14 protein-coding genes are annotated in these 16,754 nt (G+C 35.6%); 12 read left to right on the forward strand and 2 right to left on the reverse strand.

Annotated elements, in window-relative coordinates; translation table 11 throughout:
- Positions 1-9 precede the first annotated feature (9 nt).
- From HX109_RS10845 to HX109_RS10860, 4 genes are all read left to right on the forward strand, one after another.
- Positions 10-945 carry a tyrosine-type recombinase/integrase gene (locus tag HX109_RS10845; protein WP_178951871.1) on the forward strand — a complete coding sequence of 312 codons (936 nt, stop codon included), beginning with the start codon at positions 10-12 and terminating at the stop codon, positions 943-945.
- Entirely contained in the window at positions 932-1,816 is an 885-nt protein-coding gene (locus HX109_RS10850) for a tyrosine-type recombinase/integrase (protein WP_178951873.1), read from the forward strand. The genes HX109_RS10845 and HX109_RS10850 overlap by 14 nt, the downstream gene beginning before the upstream one ends.
- Positions 1,817-2,713: 897 nt before the next feature.
- Positions 2,714-3,640, forward strand: coding sequence for an RHS repeat-associated core domain-containing protein (locus tag HX109_RS10855; RefSeq protein ID WP_255462853.1), 927 nt, complete (start codon positions 2,714-2,716; stop codon positions 3,638-3,640).
- A gap of 1 nt (position 3,641) precedes the next feature.
- Entirely contained in the window at positions 3,642-4,205 is a 564-nt protein-coding gene (locus HX109_RS10860; protein ID WP_178951875.1) for a toxin-antitoxin system YwqK family antitoxin, read from the forward strand.
- A gap of 28 nt (positions 4,206-4,233) precedes the next feature.
- On the opposite strand, the gene HX109_RS10865 is transcribed toward HX109_RS10860, so the two are convergent.
- Positions 4,234-4,563: a helix-turn-helix domain-containing protein gene (locus HX109_RS10865; protein WP_178951877.1), complete on the reverse strand. Its 330-nt coding sequence runs from the start codon at positions 4,561-4,563 to the stop codon at positions 4,234-4,236.
- 141 nt (positions 4,564-4,704) lie between these two features.
- Between HX109_RS10865 and HX109_RS10870 the strand changes: the two genes are divergently transcribed.
- Entirely contained in the window at positions 4,705-4,968 is a 264-nt protein-coding gene (locus HX109_RS10870) for a hypothetical protein (RefSeq protein ID WP_178951879.1), read from the forward strand.
- On the opposite strand, the gene HX109_RS10875 is transcribed toward HX109_RS10870, so the two are convergent.
- Positions 4,943-6,108, reverse strand: a protein-coding gene (locus HX109_RS10875; protein ID WP_178951881.1) for an IS3 family transposase whose coding sequence is annotated in 2 segments (ribosomal slippage) — positions 4,943-5,871 and positions 5,871-6,108 — 1,167 coding nt in all. Because the reading frame shifts where the segments join, the coding sequence is not laid out codon by codon here. The two genes, HX109_RS10870 and HX109_RS10875, sit on opposite strands and share 26 nt — an antisense overlap.
- A 790-nt stretch (positions 6,109-6,898) precedes the next feature.
- Here HX109_RS10875 and HX109_RS10880 point away from each other — a divergent pair.
- From HX109_RS10880 to HX109_RS10910, 7 genes are all read left to right on the forward strand, one after another.
- A complete protein-coding gene (locus HX109_RS10880; protein ID WP_178951883.1) occupies positions 6,899-7,312 on the forward strand; it encodes a prepilin-type N-terminal cleavage/methylation domain-containing protein in 414 nt (137 codons plus the stop codon).
- A 234-nt stretch (positions 7,313-7,546) separates the two neighbouring features.
- A complete protein-coding gene (locus tag HX109_RS10885) occupies positions 7,547-7,798 on the forward strand; it encodes a hypothetical protein (RefSeq protein WP_178951885.1) in 252 nt (83 codons plus the stop codon).
- Between the two features lie 3 nt (positions 7,799-7,801).
- The gene (locus HX109_RS10890; protein WP_178951887.1) at positions 7,802-9,214 is read left to right on the forward strand and encodes a GspE/PulE family protein; all 1,413 of its coding nucleotides are present in this window, start codon (positions 7,802-7,804) and stop codon (positions 9,212-9,214) included.
- Between the two features lie 5 nt (positions 9,215-9,219).
- A complete protein-coding gene (locus HX109_RS10895; RefSeq protein ID WP_255462679.1) occupies positions 9,220-11,499 on the forward strand; it encodes a type II secretion system protein GspD in 2,280 nt (759 codons plus the stop codon).
- Positions 11,499-12,704, forward strand: a complete 1,206-nt coding sequence (locus HX109_RS10900) for a hypothetical protein (RefSeq protein WP_178951889.1) — start codon at positions 11,499-11,501, stop codon at positions 12,702-12,704. The genes HX109_RS10895 and HX109_RS10900 overlap by 1 nt, the downstream gene beginning before the upstream one ends.
- Positions 12,694-13,203 carry a hypothetical protein gene (locus HX109_RS10905; RefSeq protein ID WP_178951890.1) on the forward strand — a complete coding sequence of 170 codons (510 nt, stop codon included), beginning with the start codon at positions 12,694-12,696 and terminating at the stop codon, positions 13,201-13,203. Before HX109_RS10900 ends, HX109_RS10905 begins: the two co-directional genes overlap by 11 nt.
- Positions 13,204-13,247: 44 nt before the next feature.
- Positions 13,248-16,730 (forward strand): T9SS type B sorting domain-containing protein, encoded by a 3,483-nt coding sequence (locus HX109_RS10910; protein WP_178951892.1) that lies wholly within the window; start codon positions 13,248-13,250, stop codon positions 16,728-16,730.
- Positions 16,731-16,754 lie beyond the last annotated feature (24 nt).

A 16,754-nucleotide genomic window follows, 5' to 3' on the forward strand; every position in this document is an offset into this window, starting at 1 on the left:
TGCAACAGCGTGAAAAAATTAAAACTACAAAACGAGGTGTTTAAAATGTTCGTTGCCAATTACAAAGAGTGGTTGGAGATATTGGGTTATGCTGAAAGTACAGTTTACCAGTTACCAATCCATTTACAAGAGTTCTTTTATTACGCAGAACAAAACCACATTACAAGACTAAACCAAATCACGCCCAAAACGATAAAGAAATATTACAAGGAACTCAAGGAAAGAGCCAACGAAAGAAGAAATGGAGCATTAAGTAAAAGCTATTTAAACAAGCATCAACAGGCTTTAAAAAAGTTCAAGGAATATTTACAAAACCATAATTATAAAGACTTTAATGTACATCTAAAATCAGAGAGACAACCAACCGAAGAAAAACTAAATATACTTACTCAATCAGAAATAAAAGAGTTGTTCAGAGCAACAGAATACAGTCATACAGAAAGTAGATTTAAGTTAAGAGATAAAGCCATTTTAGCAATATTATATAGTTGTGGATTACGAAGAAATGAAGCAGTACATCTTGATGTTAGCGATATTCTTTTTGACAAGGAACGAGTATTTGTAAGAAAAGGGAAAAACTATAAAGAGCGTTATGTTCCTATCAACCGAAAGAATGCAGAAATACTGGAAGATTACATCTACGAAGCTCGACCAGAATTTTACCAATCTTATTTAAGTGAAGCTCTGTTTATCAATAAAAATGGAACACGAATGCAAGGAATGAGTTTTGCCAATCGATTAAAAGTGATTGTAGCATCAACAAATAATAAAACAATAGAAAATAAGCAGATTACATTACACATTTTAAGGCACTCAATCGCAACGCATCTATTGCAGAAAGAAGTACCATTAGAAAGCATTAAAACCTTTTTAGGTCATAGTTCATTGGAAAGTACTCAAATCTATACACACCTTTTAAAATCGATTGAAAATGAAACCGTTTAAAGAGTATTTAGAAGAACAAAATTATAGTGAATCGACTGTAAATCTGCATACAAAAGAAACGCAGAACTTTATAAAATGGTGCAACCGAAATAGTACGACACCAATCGAAATCGATTATAAAAAAAGCTTGAAATATATAAAATACCTTACTCGAAAAGGAACAACCAAAAAGACCATCAATCATAGATTACGAAGCGTTAAAATATATTTTGATTATTTAATCGATGAAGCTTGTAGAGTTGATAATCCAATAGAAAACACAACTGTAAAAGGCGTAAAAAGAAACGTCAATTACAACTTACTTGAAGCCGAAGAATTAGAGGATTTATATTACAGTTTTGAAACCGATAAATACCAAGAAGAATATCACAAATACACATTGAAAAGAGCCAAAGTTATTATTGGATTAATCGTCTATCAAGGTTTAAATACAACCGATTTAGGCAATCTTAAAATCGAACATTTACAGCTAAATAAAGGTAAAATATATGTTCCAAGTACGAGAAGAAGTAACGCCAGGGAACTGGAATTAAAACCTTGGCAAATAATGGAGTTTATGGAATATGCGAACGAAGTTCGGCCAACAATCCAAAACAAGATAGGAAACCACAGCGAACAGCTTTTTAACACGAATGCAAGGTTTAATGCAATCGTTTATCACATCTTTAAAAAGCTAAAGAAATACAATCAAAAAGCAGAAAATATAAAGCAAGTTAGAGCATCAGTAATTACAAATTGGTTAGGACAATACAACTTGCGAAAAGTTCAATATTTAGCTGGACATCGTTACATAAGTTCCATCGAAAGATATTTACAAGATGATTTAGAAAACCTACACGAAATCGTCAACAACTTCCATCCGATAAGCTGAATAATCCCCACAAAACAAAACCCAGTTTTATCGTACCTCAAAATCCTCTGTTTTTTGTTTTGTTCCGCTCGCCAATGCAATGTAAGTTTTTATGCGCCAACGCTCTTGTAGCACATTGCAAGAAAAATGCAAAGAGCTACGCCAAAGGAAATCTAATGCATAAAAACTTACCCAAAGCTATGTTTACATAATTGGCATTATAAGTCCGCTTCGCACAGTTTTTAGACGTATTATTTTTAGCTGTTTAAAAACTGTCGTTATAATGTAAATTATGTAAAATATCCGCTCGTCCACCGCTTTTTGCCAACGCTACTGCCAGCGCACTACGAACGTTAATTATTTTGCTCAATCGTCGCAAAACCTCTATCATTTTAAAAAGCTGAAGATTGCCAACGCTGAAAAAATCCACCGCCTAAATCTTCACCTTTTTAAAACGTTTGCTTCCTCTGAAAACGTTTTAAAAGTTGATGTAACAGAGGCTGGAAATGTGGCGGAGTTGCATCAGCTTTTAAAATGAGACAAACGATAGTGCGTTCAGCTTTATAGTTCAAAAGTTCAATGTTCAGTTCCGCTGTGAGCGTTGGAAGCTCGGGCGATGGGAGTATTTTACATAAAACTGGTTATAGCTACGCCATTGGTGGTGCGAGGAAGTACTATAACCCGTTTTATGTAACATACCGAGGAAAAGGAAGCCAGTAAAAGACAGAGGATTTTACAAGGTAAAAACTGGGTTTTACTGGCGTGGAATTAATCAACAATCCGTATATTGGTAACTGATAAAAACGTTCTTTTAAATAAAATTTTTGGAGATAACCGTCTGAAAAATGGGTGTCCGCTTGAAAAAAACGCATAAACTACTATCCCTTTGGGTTACAGCACAGGGGTTATAATAACGTCATAAACGGTACTGAATATCCCTACACATATAACGGAAAGGAAGAACAAAATGAATTAGGTCTTAATTGGATTGATTATGGGTGGAGAAATTATGATGCTAGTTTGGGAAGATGGTTTGGAATAGACAATCTTGCTGAAAAATATATTAGTAGTTCCCCTTATCATTACGCAGGTAATAATCCTATATTATATTTTGATATTGATGGTAATGAATTTACTGATGCTGCTTGGGAATGGGTAAATAGACTAATTTCAAATATCGATAGCAGACAGGAAAGAAATAATGAAAACATAGCTGAAAAAAGAGCAAGATTAGCAGAGGGAGGTCTTTCAAACCGTCAAGAAAGAAGATTAAATAGGCAAATAGGTAATTTGGAAGGGAACAATGCTGAATTAGAAACTGTACGAGGTGAAATAGCTACTCTTGAAGCTTCTAACCAAGTTTATGATGTTGTAACGGATAATGGTGGTACAGAGAGAGATGCTGTAGGAAATACTACAACAACGAACTCAACAAGTGCGAACTTTGCTAATGGTAATGTTGAAATCACAGTCTCTAGTGGTACAGGATTAGATTTGTTTGCTCACGAATTAAAACACGCTCACCAGTTTGAAATAGGCGAAGCTAGTTTTGGCGAGCGTGGAGGAACAGGTTTTAGCTTCTTGTTGGATAAAAATGATGAATTAGCGGGTTATCAAAGACAAGCTTTGTTTGGAAGTAATGGAGGCGTCTCTAGTGTTAATAGTTTACCTGATAATTACAGTAGTTTGCCCACAGGACCAGTAAACATACATAATTTGAACCCTGCTGTTAGTAATATAGTTAGGACAGGAAATAATATCCAATTACAAGCTCTTGCAAATCAGAGAAATCAGGCGTTTAGAGTTAACAATAGGACATTCATACCTAATAATAATCGAAATTAAAATGAATTATAAAAAGAAACATATTCTTTGCTTTTTAGCATTATTCATATCAATTATTTCTATTGCTCAAGAAATAAGATTTGAGTTATTCATTAGGGATAATTGTAATAACACAGTACAAAAGGTACCATCTTTTAATTTACGTAAGAACGGTATAGACTTCTATCCTAAAAACAATGATGGAGTTGTGATTTTAAAGGAAAAAGGAGTTTATGAACTATCTACAATTTATTCTGATGAAGTCAACAAGTGTAGTATTGAGAACTTTGGAGTTATTAAGGACACTATAAATATGCCCATAATAAAACAATGTCTTGAACCAACTTCAAATCCTAGATTTGTTGGATATTGTTGTTGTAATAACGAATGTGAAGGCGAAAAGGTAGATTATTACGCAAATGGTAACAAACGCCTTGAAGGATATTTTGAAAAAGGTAAACCCATTGGGAAATTAAAAATGTATTACTCTGATGGGTCACTTAAACAAGTAGATAAATATGACAAGAAAGGAAAGTTGATACGAAGTAAAAAATATAAGCTCAAAAGCTGTAAAAAATCAAATTGAAATCTAAACCACTCTTCGGAGTGGTTTTTTATTGCAATACGTTTTGCAGTTTAGTTTGCTTTATAAAAGCATCGAGCATAGCAAAAACGTGCTCTTTATCCTTGGGCTTCATCTTGGTAACTTCCTGTATGCGCTCAATCATTTTCTTGTCCAGTTCCAAATCGGTATGACCCACAAGCCAATCGAGCGAAACATTTAAAAGTTCCGCCATTTTAGCGGCAGCTTCAATGGACGGCTTCATCTCGTCACGTTCGTAACGGCCAATAGCTGGCCCTTTTGTACCCAACTCTTTTGCCAGTTCCTCTTGGCTCATTCCTTTGTTTTTGCGTGCCTGTAATAATCGTGTACCGAAACTCATACTGTCTAAATAAATCGTTTTTTACTACTTGCTCACAAAGTTACAGAACGTAAACGTTCAATACAAATCGAAATAATTTTGTTAATTAAATCGTATCCGTTACCTTTGAAACGTATTTGTTCTATAAAACTTTTTTTAACGATGTTAGATACCAATAATCCAAACAACTACACTTACCAAACAAATCACTTGGAAATCCACGTATTAGGCGGTATAAAGTTGAATAAATTAGACAGTCTGCGAGTAACGTTGAGCATCAACAAAACCAAGCACCACAACAAGTTGCGCCACAATATTGATTTATACAACGACAACCAAGTGGAAAAGTTGGTGCGAAAAACAGCAGAACGTGGACTACCTAATAAATTTGGTACTATTTTTATGCTACGTTATACATCTTTTTAATTTTTAGTTCCAACTCCTTTTCAGCTGGTGTTTTAAAGTCCAAGGCTGAATGTATCCTGACGTTGTTGTACCATTGGATGTAATTCTCAATAATTTGGTAAGCCTGCAGGTACGATCTGAAGCTATGCCTATAAATGCATTCGTATTTTATGGTCTTAAAGAAGCTTTCCGCCACGGCATTGTCCCAGCAGTTTCCCTTCCTGCTCATGCTCTGGGTTATTTTAGGGCTCATGTAAAAAAGGGACACCATTCTGTGGCAGGCGTACTGGCTCCCTTGGTCCGAATGGAAAAGATGGTTGTCCGTTATTTCCCTTCTTTTTCTGGCCAGGCTCCATGCTTTGTAAACGGTGTTCTCTACGGTCATATCTTCGCTTAAGACCCATGAAAGCACTTTTCTGTCCGCCAAATCCAATATTGTTGTCAGGTAATTCCAGCCATTCCCTATTTTGATGTATGTGATGTCCGATACCCATTTCTCGCCGAGGCTATCGCTGGTAAAGTCCCTTCCCAGTAGGTTTTCTGCAATCGGGAACGAATGCCCCGAATCGGTCGTGGTCACCCTGAACTTCCTGCTTAAAATACTTTTAAGCCCCATTTTTTTCATCAAAAGGGCAATGTAGGACTTGCTATAAAACACACCCTGCCTTTCCAGTACTTTCTGGATTCTTGAACTGCCATATATCCGGTTACTGCCATGGTATACTTCCCGGATCCTTTCTTTTAAGCCATCCAGGCCACTATTGGGCCTGCAGCCCTGGCCTGTCCTTAGCCAAGTGTAGTAGGCATTCTTGCTCACCCGCATGCATTTGCACATCTTTCCAACAGGGAATCTGCCTCTATGGTCTTTAATGAAACCGTATATCACCTGTCGCTCTTGGAAAAGATGCTTACCGCCTTTTTTAGGATATCGCGTTCCAACTTCACATCTTTCAGCTCTTTTTCCAAGGCTTTGATCCTCTGGTTTTCTTCACCTCCCAAAGAAGTATTTATACTGCCCGATGTTTTTGACATCCTTTTCCATCTGTTAATGGAGGCTTGACTGACACCATACTCATCCGATAGGGACTTGACCGTTCTGCCGGTACCCAACAGCTCTAGAATGGTAGCTTTAAATTCTTGGTCGTAATTCTTACTGTTCATAATACAAATCTAAGTTTATCACATAAATCCGTACCAACTAAATTAGACATTCCAGGCGATAAGGTTCCAATACTTGCGTCGCAGTTGTCAGGAAAATCATTGGCTACTTGCCAATTTAAAGCATTGCAGCATAGACTGACAGTTAAACAACTTAAAAATGAGGCTAAAGTATTAAAAATAACTCTTTTAGGTTTCATATTTAGGTTAAATAGTTAAAAAATGACTTAATTAATCGATAATAGAGTTATTTTTTAGCGTATTTAGTCATTTTTTTGATAGTAAAAAATAAACAATGGTTCGCAATATAGTAAAAAATCTTATTTTTAAGATTTTTTTAAGATTAATTTTTATTTGTTCTTTAAAATATTTTCGCTTATTGAGCTAGTAATGATTAAACGTTGCTTTGTACACGAATTGGGGTTTTGGCAAGTTTTTGGATTTACAAACTTTTTTTTGGAATTATGTTTTTTCTCATTTTATGAAAGCGCTTTAAATGCTTTGTCAATAATCTAGATACTCAATGTTTTATTGTTGTTCATCGACTTTTCATGCTATTCAATGATTTTTTAATGATTTTGGCATGTTGTTATTTCAAGCATTTTTTTGAAAGATTTAGTGAGAGAAAGGTTTTTATAGGTGAATCAATATACTTTTTTATTTTATTGCTAAGCTTTCCAATTGGGATATACAGTTCTTGTAAGCACTAAAAGTTAAAAAAATTTTAAAAAAATTAGGATTATCTACTAATAGTTTGAAACATTTTACTATTTTAGGCCCAAATAGATGAACCATGAAAACTTCGAGAAAAAATACGAAAGTCCCTGCTTTTAATCTCCAGGAAATGTTGATTGTGTTGGCTATTATTGGGATTTTGCTCCTCATTGCATTACCTAATTTAATGCCGTTGATTTCTAAGGCTAAAAGTGTAGAAGCGCAGACACAGCTTAAAGCAATTTATAATGCACAGACAACATATCGCTATATGTATTCAAAATATAGTGGAGATATTTCAGAATTGGATTATGAATCACCGGTTACCGTTAAGAATAATGGTAACGCCAATTATGAATATCAAATAGTCGCTGCGGATAATGCGGCTTTTAAGGCAAAAGCTATAGCAGTTACCGATTTTGATGGGGATGGGGTTTTTAATGTTTGGGAAGTTGATGAATCAGGGAATTTAAAACAGATCGTTAAAGACTAAGTGTACTTGAAATTCATTCTAATTGTGCTTTTATTTTTGATCTTTTATCAAGATTATAAAGAGCAATTGGTAAGTTGGTTCTTATTTCCTGTTGCTGCGGTTTTGTTTGGTTGTATTTTTTTTAGCCGTACCGTTGGAGATGTTCTGTACTTTTTCTACTCGATACTTTTAAATTGTTGTATGGTCTTATTGATTCTTTTATTGTTGTTTTTGTATAGTCGGTTGAAAATGAAAATGAAATTTATAAATACCACTTTTGGACTTGGAGATGTTTTTATATTGTTTGTTGTTGCTTTTGGGTTTCCTACCTATGCTTTTTTGATCCTTTTAAGTCTAGCTATTTTATTTGCCTTAGCTTGTCATTTTTTATTAAAGGCAAATTATGTTTTTAAAACAATTCCTTTAGCTGGCTATTTGTCGCTTTTTTTTGCCTGTATTTTAATTGCAGATTTTTTCCCATCTTTTCCTGACTTATACATGTATTGATAAATGAAAGCAGTATCCTACGAAATAGAGTCACATTTGTTACAACTGATTTCTTCCGAACAGGCTTACCACTATAAGGTTGTGCCCACCGCAATGGAAGGTGACGAATTGACCTTATTGACGGTTTCTGATCTGCCTGAATCTGTCCTGAGCGAATTGGAGATAATTCTGGATTATAAGATCGTATTGAGCCCGATTGGCGAAATCGAGTTTAATAGGTTCTTGAACAGTAATTATAGAAAAAGTGAAGCATTAAATGATAGGGTGCTTAGCTATTCTTCAGATTTTCTAGAAAGGATTTTATTGAATGCTAAGAAGATAGGAAGTAGTGATATTCATTTTGAACCTTATGAAGAAATATGTCGGATTCGTTTTCGACTGGATGGAAAGCTTACAGAACAATTTAAGATACCTATAGATGAATATCCTGTACTTATCAATAAAATAAAAATTAGGGCAAATTTAGATATCAGTGAAAAGCGTTTACCTCAAGATGGTAGAATAACAATTGCTTCTGATGCTGACGAATTTGATATAAGGGTTTCTACCTTGCCAACCTTACATGGCGAAAAAATTGTGCTGCGTATTTTGAGTAAAGATGCAAGTAAATTTGACTTGAAAGATCTTGGTTTTACTCAGGAAGAGCTTAAATCCTACTTGGAAAGTATAAAAAAACCAAATGGTATTATTCTTATTTCAGGGCCCACTGGTTCTGGTAAAACCACCACTCTTTATGCAACTTTGAAAATTTTAAATGACAAACAAACTAACATTCTTACCATAGAGGATCCTATAGAATATACTTTGGAAGGTGTTAATCAAGTACAATTAAAGGAGAGTATAGGACTTGATTTTTCATCGGCTTTAAGGACCTTTCTGCGTCAGGATCCAGATGTTATTATGGTTGGGGAGATAAGGGATGTTAAAACAGCAAATATGGCGATACGTGCCGCTTTAACTGGTCACTTGGTTTTGTCAACTATTCATACCAATTCGGCTTGGGGAACGATATCCCGATTGATAGATATGGGGGTTCCTTCTTTTTTAATCGCAAGTACCTTAAATATCAGTATAGCACAACGTTTGGTGAGGAAGCTTTGTCCAATTTGTAAGGAAGAGTATCCCATAAATAAGGAAATATTGCCGTCTTCATTTAAAATTCCTGAAAGTTTGAATACACACTATGTTGCCAAGGGATGCAGTTCATGTTATCATACTGGATATAAAGGGCGTAAAGCAATTTATGAAATAATTCCGGTGAGTACAGAAATTGGTGAACACATTAAAAATAATGATTTACAAGTCGATTCTTATTTAGCGGAGAATAATATAAAAACCTTAAAACACAACGCTATTAATTTGATTAAAGAAGGATTGACTTCTATTGAAGAGGTTTATGCCCTACTAAGTGATTGATAACTATGATGAGAAGAACTACCCTAACAATACTACTTTACTTACTTTGTTTTATCGTTTCTGCCCAGCAAGAGCAGAACAGAATTAGGACTATACAAAATCAATTGGAAGTGCTCTCGTTGGATGAGCCTGGTCTCCGGGAGAATCTCAAATTGGATATAAACGTAAGCGATGTTTCCTTGTCCAATTTTTTGTTGGCGGTGTCCAAAGTACATAATGTTAACATTTCTGTTGCTCCGGAATTAAACGATATTAATATTATTAATAACTTTTCAGACGTAACGGTAGCTGATCTATTGGTGTTTTTATGTAAACAATATAGTTTGGAAATAGATTTGACAGGAAACATTTTGTATGTAAAACAATATCGTCCTGAAGAACCGCCGCAAATCCCGAAAGAAATAAGTACTTCCTATGATCCACAGAATGAATTGATCACATTGGATTTACAAAATGATCCTTTAGGGAAATCTTTTAGAAAAATCATGGATGTTTCCGGTAGGAATTTGTTGTTCGCTAACGGTATGGAAAATATTCCGTTGACTATTTATCTGAGAGATGTGCCATTTGATGCTGCTATGAAAAATTTAGCAATCACCAACGGTTTAACACTTAATAAGTCTAGGGATGGATTTTATTTGTTTAGTGCTAATTTTATTGAAAATGATGCTGTCAATAATATGAATGTGGATGGGCAGGGAAAACCAATCCCTTCTCCGCAACGACGAATAAGAACTATAAAGTCAGCTAATTTTTATTATGAAATTCTGGATACTGTAAACAAGGAGCTTTCCATTAACTTAAAGAATGCTTCTATTTCAGATATGGTCAATGAAATTGCTTACGACCTGAAGCTGAATGTATACATGGCGAGTCCGCTTGAAAATGCTGGGACAATAACGTTTAAAACGGATAAAATTACCTTTGATAAGTTACTGGAAAAAACTTTTGAGAGCACCACAGCCTCTAACAATAGTCCAATAACATCCAACCGTAATAACCAACCTAATAATCGGAATGGTAATGATAATCCTGGGAATGCTTATGAAAATTTCGGAGGAGCGAGATTTACATATAAGAAAGAGGGAGATGTATATTTCTTCGGTACTTCTGATCAATTGAGTGTGAGGCAGACCGAAGTAATCCATTTAATGCATCGTTCCGTAGAATTGCTTGGTGATCCATCTACCAAAGCGGGAACCACCCGAAGTGCAGGTAGAACTGTAGGGGGTAATACCAACTATTATGGTGGAAACGGTTTTGGAACAGGAATCAATAGCGGAGGTTTTAACAGCTCTGGGTACGCTCCAAACACAACAAATACAGGTGGATACAGCAATAACAGGCGATCTGTCAGTACTTCGTCAAACTCTTTTGACGATTACAATAGTAAAATGGAGGCATTGGTAAACATTCTTCCGGAGGAGATTAAAGATGAACTGGATATTAAAATTGACTTTGAGCTGAATAGTTTTTTAGTGAGTGGACCTGCTTCCAATATCAATAGATTCAAGGCCTTTATTAAACAAATTGATAAACCTGTTCCAGTTATACTTATTGAGGTTATGATCCTTGAAGTAAATAGGTCAGCAACCGTAGAAACCGGCATAAGCATGGGTATTGGAGAAGAACCAACTAACACCCAGGGTGAAATATTTCCAAATGCCAATGTGCAATTTGGGGCAGAAACCATTAATCGTGTTATTGGTGGTTGGGGAAGCTTTGGGTCTATTAATTTTGGACAAGTAGTTCCAAATTTTTATGCAACGGTAAAGGCCCTGGAACGCAATGGCAATATTAAAATCAGATCAACTCCGAGATTGTCCACTTTGAATGGACATAAAGCTGATCTTTCCATAGGGGAAACTACCTATTATGTAGTTACCAATCAGAATTTCTACGGCTCCCAAATACCTCAATCTTCTGAGATCAGAAATTATCAGCCTATTGATGCCGAATTGGCGATAAGTATTAAGCCATTGGTGTCGGGAGACGGACAAATAACCTTGGATATAAACGTGATTCAATCCAGTTTTAGCGGCGAGCGTATTGAGGAAGATGCTCCTCCTGGTATTAATTCCCGTGAGTTTAGTTCCATTATCAGGGTAAGGGATCAAGACTTGGTTATTTTAGGAGGCTTGGAAGAAAAAGCAAAGAATGATTCCGGTAGTGGGGTGCCTATTTTATCCAGAATTCCAGTACTTAAATGGTTATTTAGCTCTAGAACTCGCGAAAACTCCAAAAAGAAATTGACAATCCTAATTAAGCCTACGGTAATTTATTGATGGTAAAGAACGCAATCACATATGTAAAAGAGGGACGTTCCTATATATCTTTAGAACGCTATACTAAGGACGGGGAGGAGATGGTCTCATTATGTTCTTTTGTTAACACAAGAAAAGGTCTTGAAAAGGAATCCAGTCATACTTTGTCTTTGGAAGCCCTTCCCAATTTAGACGTAGATAAAAATAGTATTTTACTGATTATCAATACAAGTCATGTTATTAGTAAGATTGCAACTGGGCAAAGCTCTGAAGATTTAAGTCTGGTCAACAAATCTTTTCCCAATCTTAACCTCGAGGAGTTTTATTATGAAATCAGTGAATACAAGCAAAGTAAAATAATTTCCATTTGCCGTAAATCCTACGTGAATGAATGCCTTGAATCCCTGAAATCTTTAGGGGTAGCTATTCGTGGTTTTTCTATTGGGATTTCAAATATTTGCACATTGATTCCTTTTTTAAAAGAGCGTACTTTTTTTTTAAGCACTAAGGAGATTGTGGTTGGGGCTAATGGTATTGAGGTAATTCACTCGAAATCCCAAAAGAACATAGGGGAATATGGACTAGAAGGAATGCAATTAACAGCTGATGAACTTTTAGGTTTCGCCAATATTTTGGTTTACCTAAGAAATGCGCAGGGGCGACATAGCAACTTTTTGGAGATCAATGAAAGTTTGAAAGAGGAATATGTGCAGAACAATCTTTTTAAAGTTTTTCTAAAATCGGGTATTGTGGTTATTTTGGTTATTCTAGTGCTGAACTTTCTTTTCTTTAACCATTATTACAGCAAAACTTCATCTTTAAGTCAGATTCAAGAGGTTAATAAAGCGAATAAGGCAAAAATAATAGCACTCACCGAAACGGTAAACAACAAGGAGAAAATGATAGATGATGTAATCTCTTCTTCGTCTTCTGAAGTATCCTACTATCTCAATGCTATAACCAGAAAGATGCCAGAGGAAATCCTTTTGGAATCTATGGATTATCAGCCATTGGTAAAAGAAGTAAAAGAAAAAAAAGAGATTCAGCTAGTGCTAAATGAACTGATTGTATCGGGAATTTCAACAGATAGTAAAATTTTTTCGAGCTGGATTGAAAGTTTGGAGCAGTTGGAATGGGTCGGGTCCGTAGAGGTAACCGCCTATGATTATTCCCAGCGCAAAGCCTCCCGGTTCTCTTTTAATATTACTATAAAAAATGAAAGGTAAAACGAAAAATATCATATTGCTTTTAGGCTTTTTAATAACTTGTTTTATATGTTATCGTTTTGCTATTTCCAATACTCTGGAAGCTTATACCACTTATAAAAAACTGGAACAGGAAAATTTATTGTTTAAAAATATACCTAAGCAACAAGTGATGCTAAAAAAGCAAAACGTTTATTTGGATTCCCTCTTAAACAAATACCAAATAGGAGGGACCTCTATTCAAAATAACCTGCTTAAGAATTTAAATACGAATAGCGATTCCTTGGGATTAAAACTTGTCGAATTTGAAAAAGCGCATGTTTTTGAAAAAAAACAGTTGACAATAAATTCCCACATTTTCACTTTAGAAGGAAGTTATGGCGATTTGCTTAAGCTGATATACAACCTTGAGCAACGTACCAAGTTTGGGGAAGTTGTTCACGTAGGCTTAGAAAAGAAAAAAGACTTGAGAACAAGGGAGGAGCGATTGGAAGGTAATATAATAGTACAACATTATTAAATAGTTCTTAATACAAGGCTTACATCAAATAAATACATAACACAATGTTTAAATACAAAATAGCATATATTTTACTTTTAATAGCTGGGATCAGCTATGCTCAAAAGGAGTCCAATGTATGGTATTTTGGAGAGGAGGCCGGAATTGATTTTAATTCGGGGGCTGCCGTGGTTATTACCGACAGTGCTATGGACGCCTATGAGGGTTGCGCTACTATTTCGGACTCCAACGGGAAAGTACTATTTTATACGGATGGTATTGATGTATGGAATAAGGAGCACCGTAAAATGGAAAACGGCAGTGGGCTTAATGGACATGCGAGTAGCACACAATCTGGAATTATTGTGCCATATCCTGGGAAGGATAATTTGTATTATATATTTACGGTGGATCTTGAGGGAAGGGAAAAGGGGCTTCAATATTCTATTGTGGACATGGAGCTGGACGGTGGCAACGGCGCTATTACTGACGATAAAAATATTATTTTAACCACACCGGTAACTGAAAAAGTTACATCTGTAAAGCATGCCGATGGGGAAAGTATATGGTTGTTGACCCACGAGAAAGATAGTGATGTGTTTTTGGCCTATTTAATTACAACTGCAGGACTGCAAAAGACTCCAATTAAAAGTAGTGTAGGGATGAACATTGAATATACCGCGTATACCCCACGTCACAAGGTACAAGGTTATTTGAAGGCTTCCCCGGATGGCTCCAAGGTCGGAATATGTCATTTTCAGATAGGTGCAGAAGTGCTGGATTTTAATAACAGCACGGGAGTGCTCAGCAATGCCAAAACATTAAGCGATGTTCCAGGAGAAAATTACTACGGCATAGAGTTTTCCCCAAACAGCAAGTTGCTATATATGACTGTTGAGGATTATTATTTATACCAATATGATTTAACAGCCCCCAACATTCAGGACAGTCAGCTGTTACTTCTAGAAGATACAGTAAACATAAAATATTATTATGGCGCTCTACAATTGGCTCCAGACGGAAAAATATATTTCTCTAGAATTTTCAGGCCATATTTGGGCGTAATAGAAAATCCAAATGTGAGGGGAGCCGGTTGTAATCCCATAAAAGAAGGATTGTTTTTGGAAGGAAAGGAAACAAACCTGGGATTACCTACTTTTATTCAATCTTATTTTTATACCGATTTTACAGTTCAAAACTTATGTTTGGGTGATACCACGAACTTTATGTTGCAAAATGAAGATGAAATTGCTTCAGTAGTTTGGGATTTTGGGGATGGTAATTATTCAACTTTGTTTAATCCATCACATAACTACGTTGCTCCTGGTACTTATACCGTTTCGGTAGATATTACAACTAATGCCGGGGCGGAAGAAACCAAAACGAAGGAGATCACTATTAATAAATTGGCAATAGCGAACAAACCTGAAGATATAAGTATTTGTACAGATGATGATGCCCTGGTGGTAGATCTAAGTCTTTTGGATTCTGAAGTATTAGGGGCTCAAAATCCTGATGAATTTACAGTTAATTACTTTTCAAAAAAACGGGATGCGGAGTTATCCATTCAAGAACTCGATAAAGAGTATGTAAACAGGACGGAAAAAGATACGATCTATGCCCGAGTGGATGTTAAAGGAGAACAGCGTTGCTATGATATCGCAAGTTTTACGATTGCGGTTTCCAAAATACCACAGATTACTGATATTGCAGATTGGATGGTTTGTCAAATTGATTTGACTCAGCCCTATGATTTTGATTTACAAGTTAAAGCAATAGAAATTTTAGACCAAGTGGAGAATCCTGCGAATTATGATCTGAAATTTTATACGGCCTTGACTGATGCAAACAACGATATAAACGAGTTAGCGACTACTGATTATACCAATATTACCCAAGAAGACGATATCTATTTTAGGCTAACTAACGTCAATGATAATGCTTGTTATCTAGTTAAGAGCTTTAAAGTTGGAGTGATATCCAAGCCCATTGCGAATTTGCCAATGGCCATTTTTTGTGATGACGATGATGATGGTTTGATGAATGTAGCCTTGGAAGAAATTGATAAACAAATTCTGGGAAATCAGGATGCTCAAACTTTTGAAGTCAGCTATTATGAGTCCAGGGAAGAAGCTGAACAAAAGACCAATTCTTTGGGTAAAGAGAATTATATAAATATTGAACCATTCCAGCAGGTAGTTTTCGCCAGAGTAGATTTAAAGCCGGAATCTGAGTGTTTCGAAATTCTTGAATTCAAAATAGAAATTGATAGATCTCCAGTGAAAAGTGAATTAAACGATTGGATGGTTTGTAAAGAAAGTGATGTGACTGAGGTAAGTTTCGATTTATCGGAAATGAATGCTTCCATATTAGGAGAGCAATCTGCTGAGGACTATCTGGTATCCTATTATAGCTCAGAAGAAGATGCTGTTGAGGGGATTAATCCAATGAGTAATAACTATATGATGGATTCGGGAAGCAAAGAAGTTTTTTATCGTTTGGAAGGTTCAGGTAATGCTATCTGTTACCTTGTGGATAGTTTTTCATTGGTAGTTACAACGAAGCCTAGTTTAAATCCGCCTTCCAGTGAAGTTCTGTGTTATAATGATTCCAATTCATATATAATAGATCTTAACGGGAAAATAGGGGAGTTAAATGCTGGGGATATTACGACGGATTATAACGTAAGTTTCCATAGTTCCTTTGAGAATTCAGAGACCGGAAGTGATCCATTACAAATGGATTATGCTTTCGATGGGAGTGCCACGGTATATGTAAGGGCACAGCACAAAATAAATCCTAATTGTTTTGAATTAGAAGAGTTTGAGCTTTACGTAAATCCTGAATTGGTAATTCCTATTGCGTCAAATCAAGTAATTTGTCCGGAGAATGATAATTTGGTTTTGGATGGAGGAAATTTTGATACTTGGTCTTGGAAAAGTGAAGCGGGAGAATTATTGAGTAGCGGTCAATTTTTTGAAACTTCAACTACTGGGACATACCAATTGGAAGTTTCTAGAGCAGCTAATGGATTGGTCTGTAACGAAAATATTACATTTCAAATTGAGCATCCGACCCCAATAGGCGAAATTAGTTACAATATCAACCATTTTTCCGACCAGAATGAGGTTGAAATTGAGGTTCAGAATCCATCCTCGTATTTATATTCATTGGATGGAGTTAATTATCAAGAATCAAATATTTTTATGTTGCCTGCCGGTCGTTTTACTCTATTTGTTAAGGGTGAAAATGGCTGTTTGCTGGAAGAAAAAGATATCGTAGTTCTTGGGTATCCTAAATTTTTTACTCCTAATAACGATGGGTTAAATGATGAATGGAAAATTTCTGATTTAAGTTCTTTCCCCAGTTCAACAATTCAAATATTTGATAGGTACGGTAAACTGATTTCCTTATTGGAAGTTGATGAAGCATGGGATGGAAGGTATAACGGAATTGAGTTGCCAGAATCCGATTATTGGTTTGTGGTAAATGTTGATGACGGAACTACGTTTAAAGGACATTTTACGTTAAAAAGAGATCTAAAATAAAATTTAGTAAAAAGGTTTAAAAAA

Source organism: Galbibacter sp. BG1 (assembly GCF_013391805.1).
In the GTDB taxonomy this organism is placed as follows: Bacteria; Bacteroidota; Bacteroidia; order Flavobacteriales; family Flavobacteriaceae; genus Galbibacter.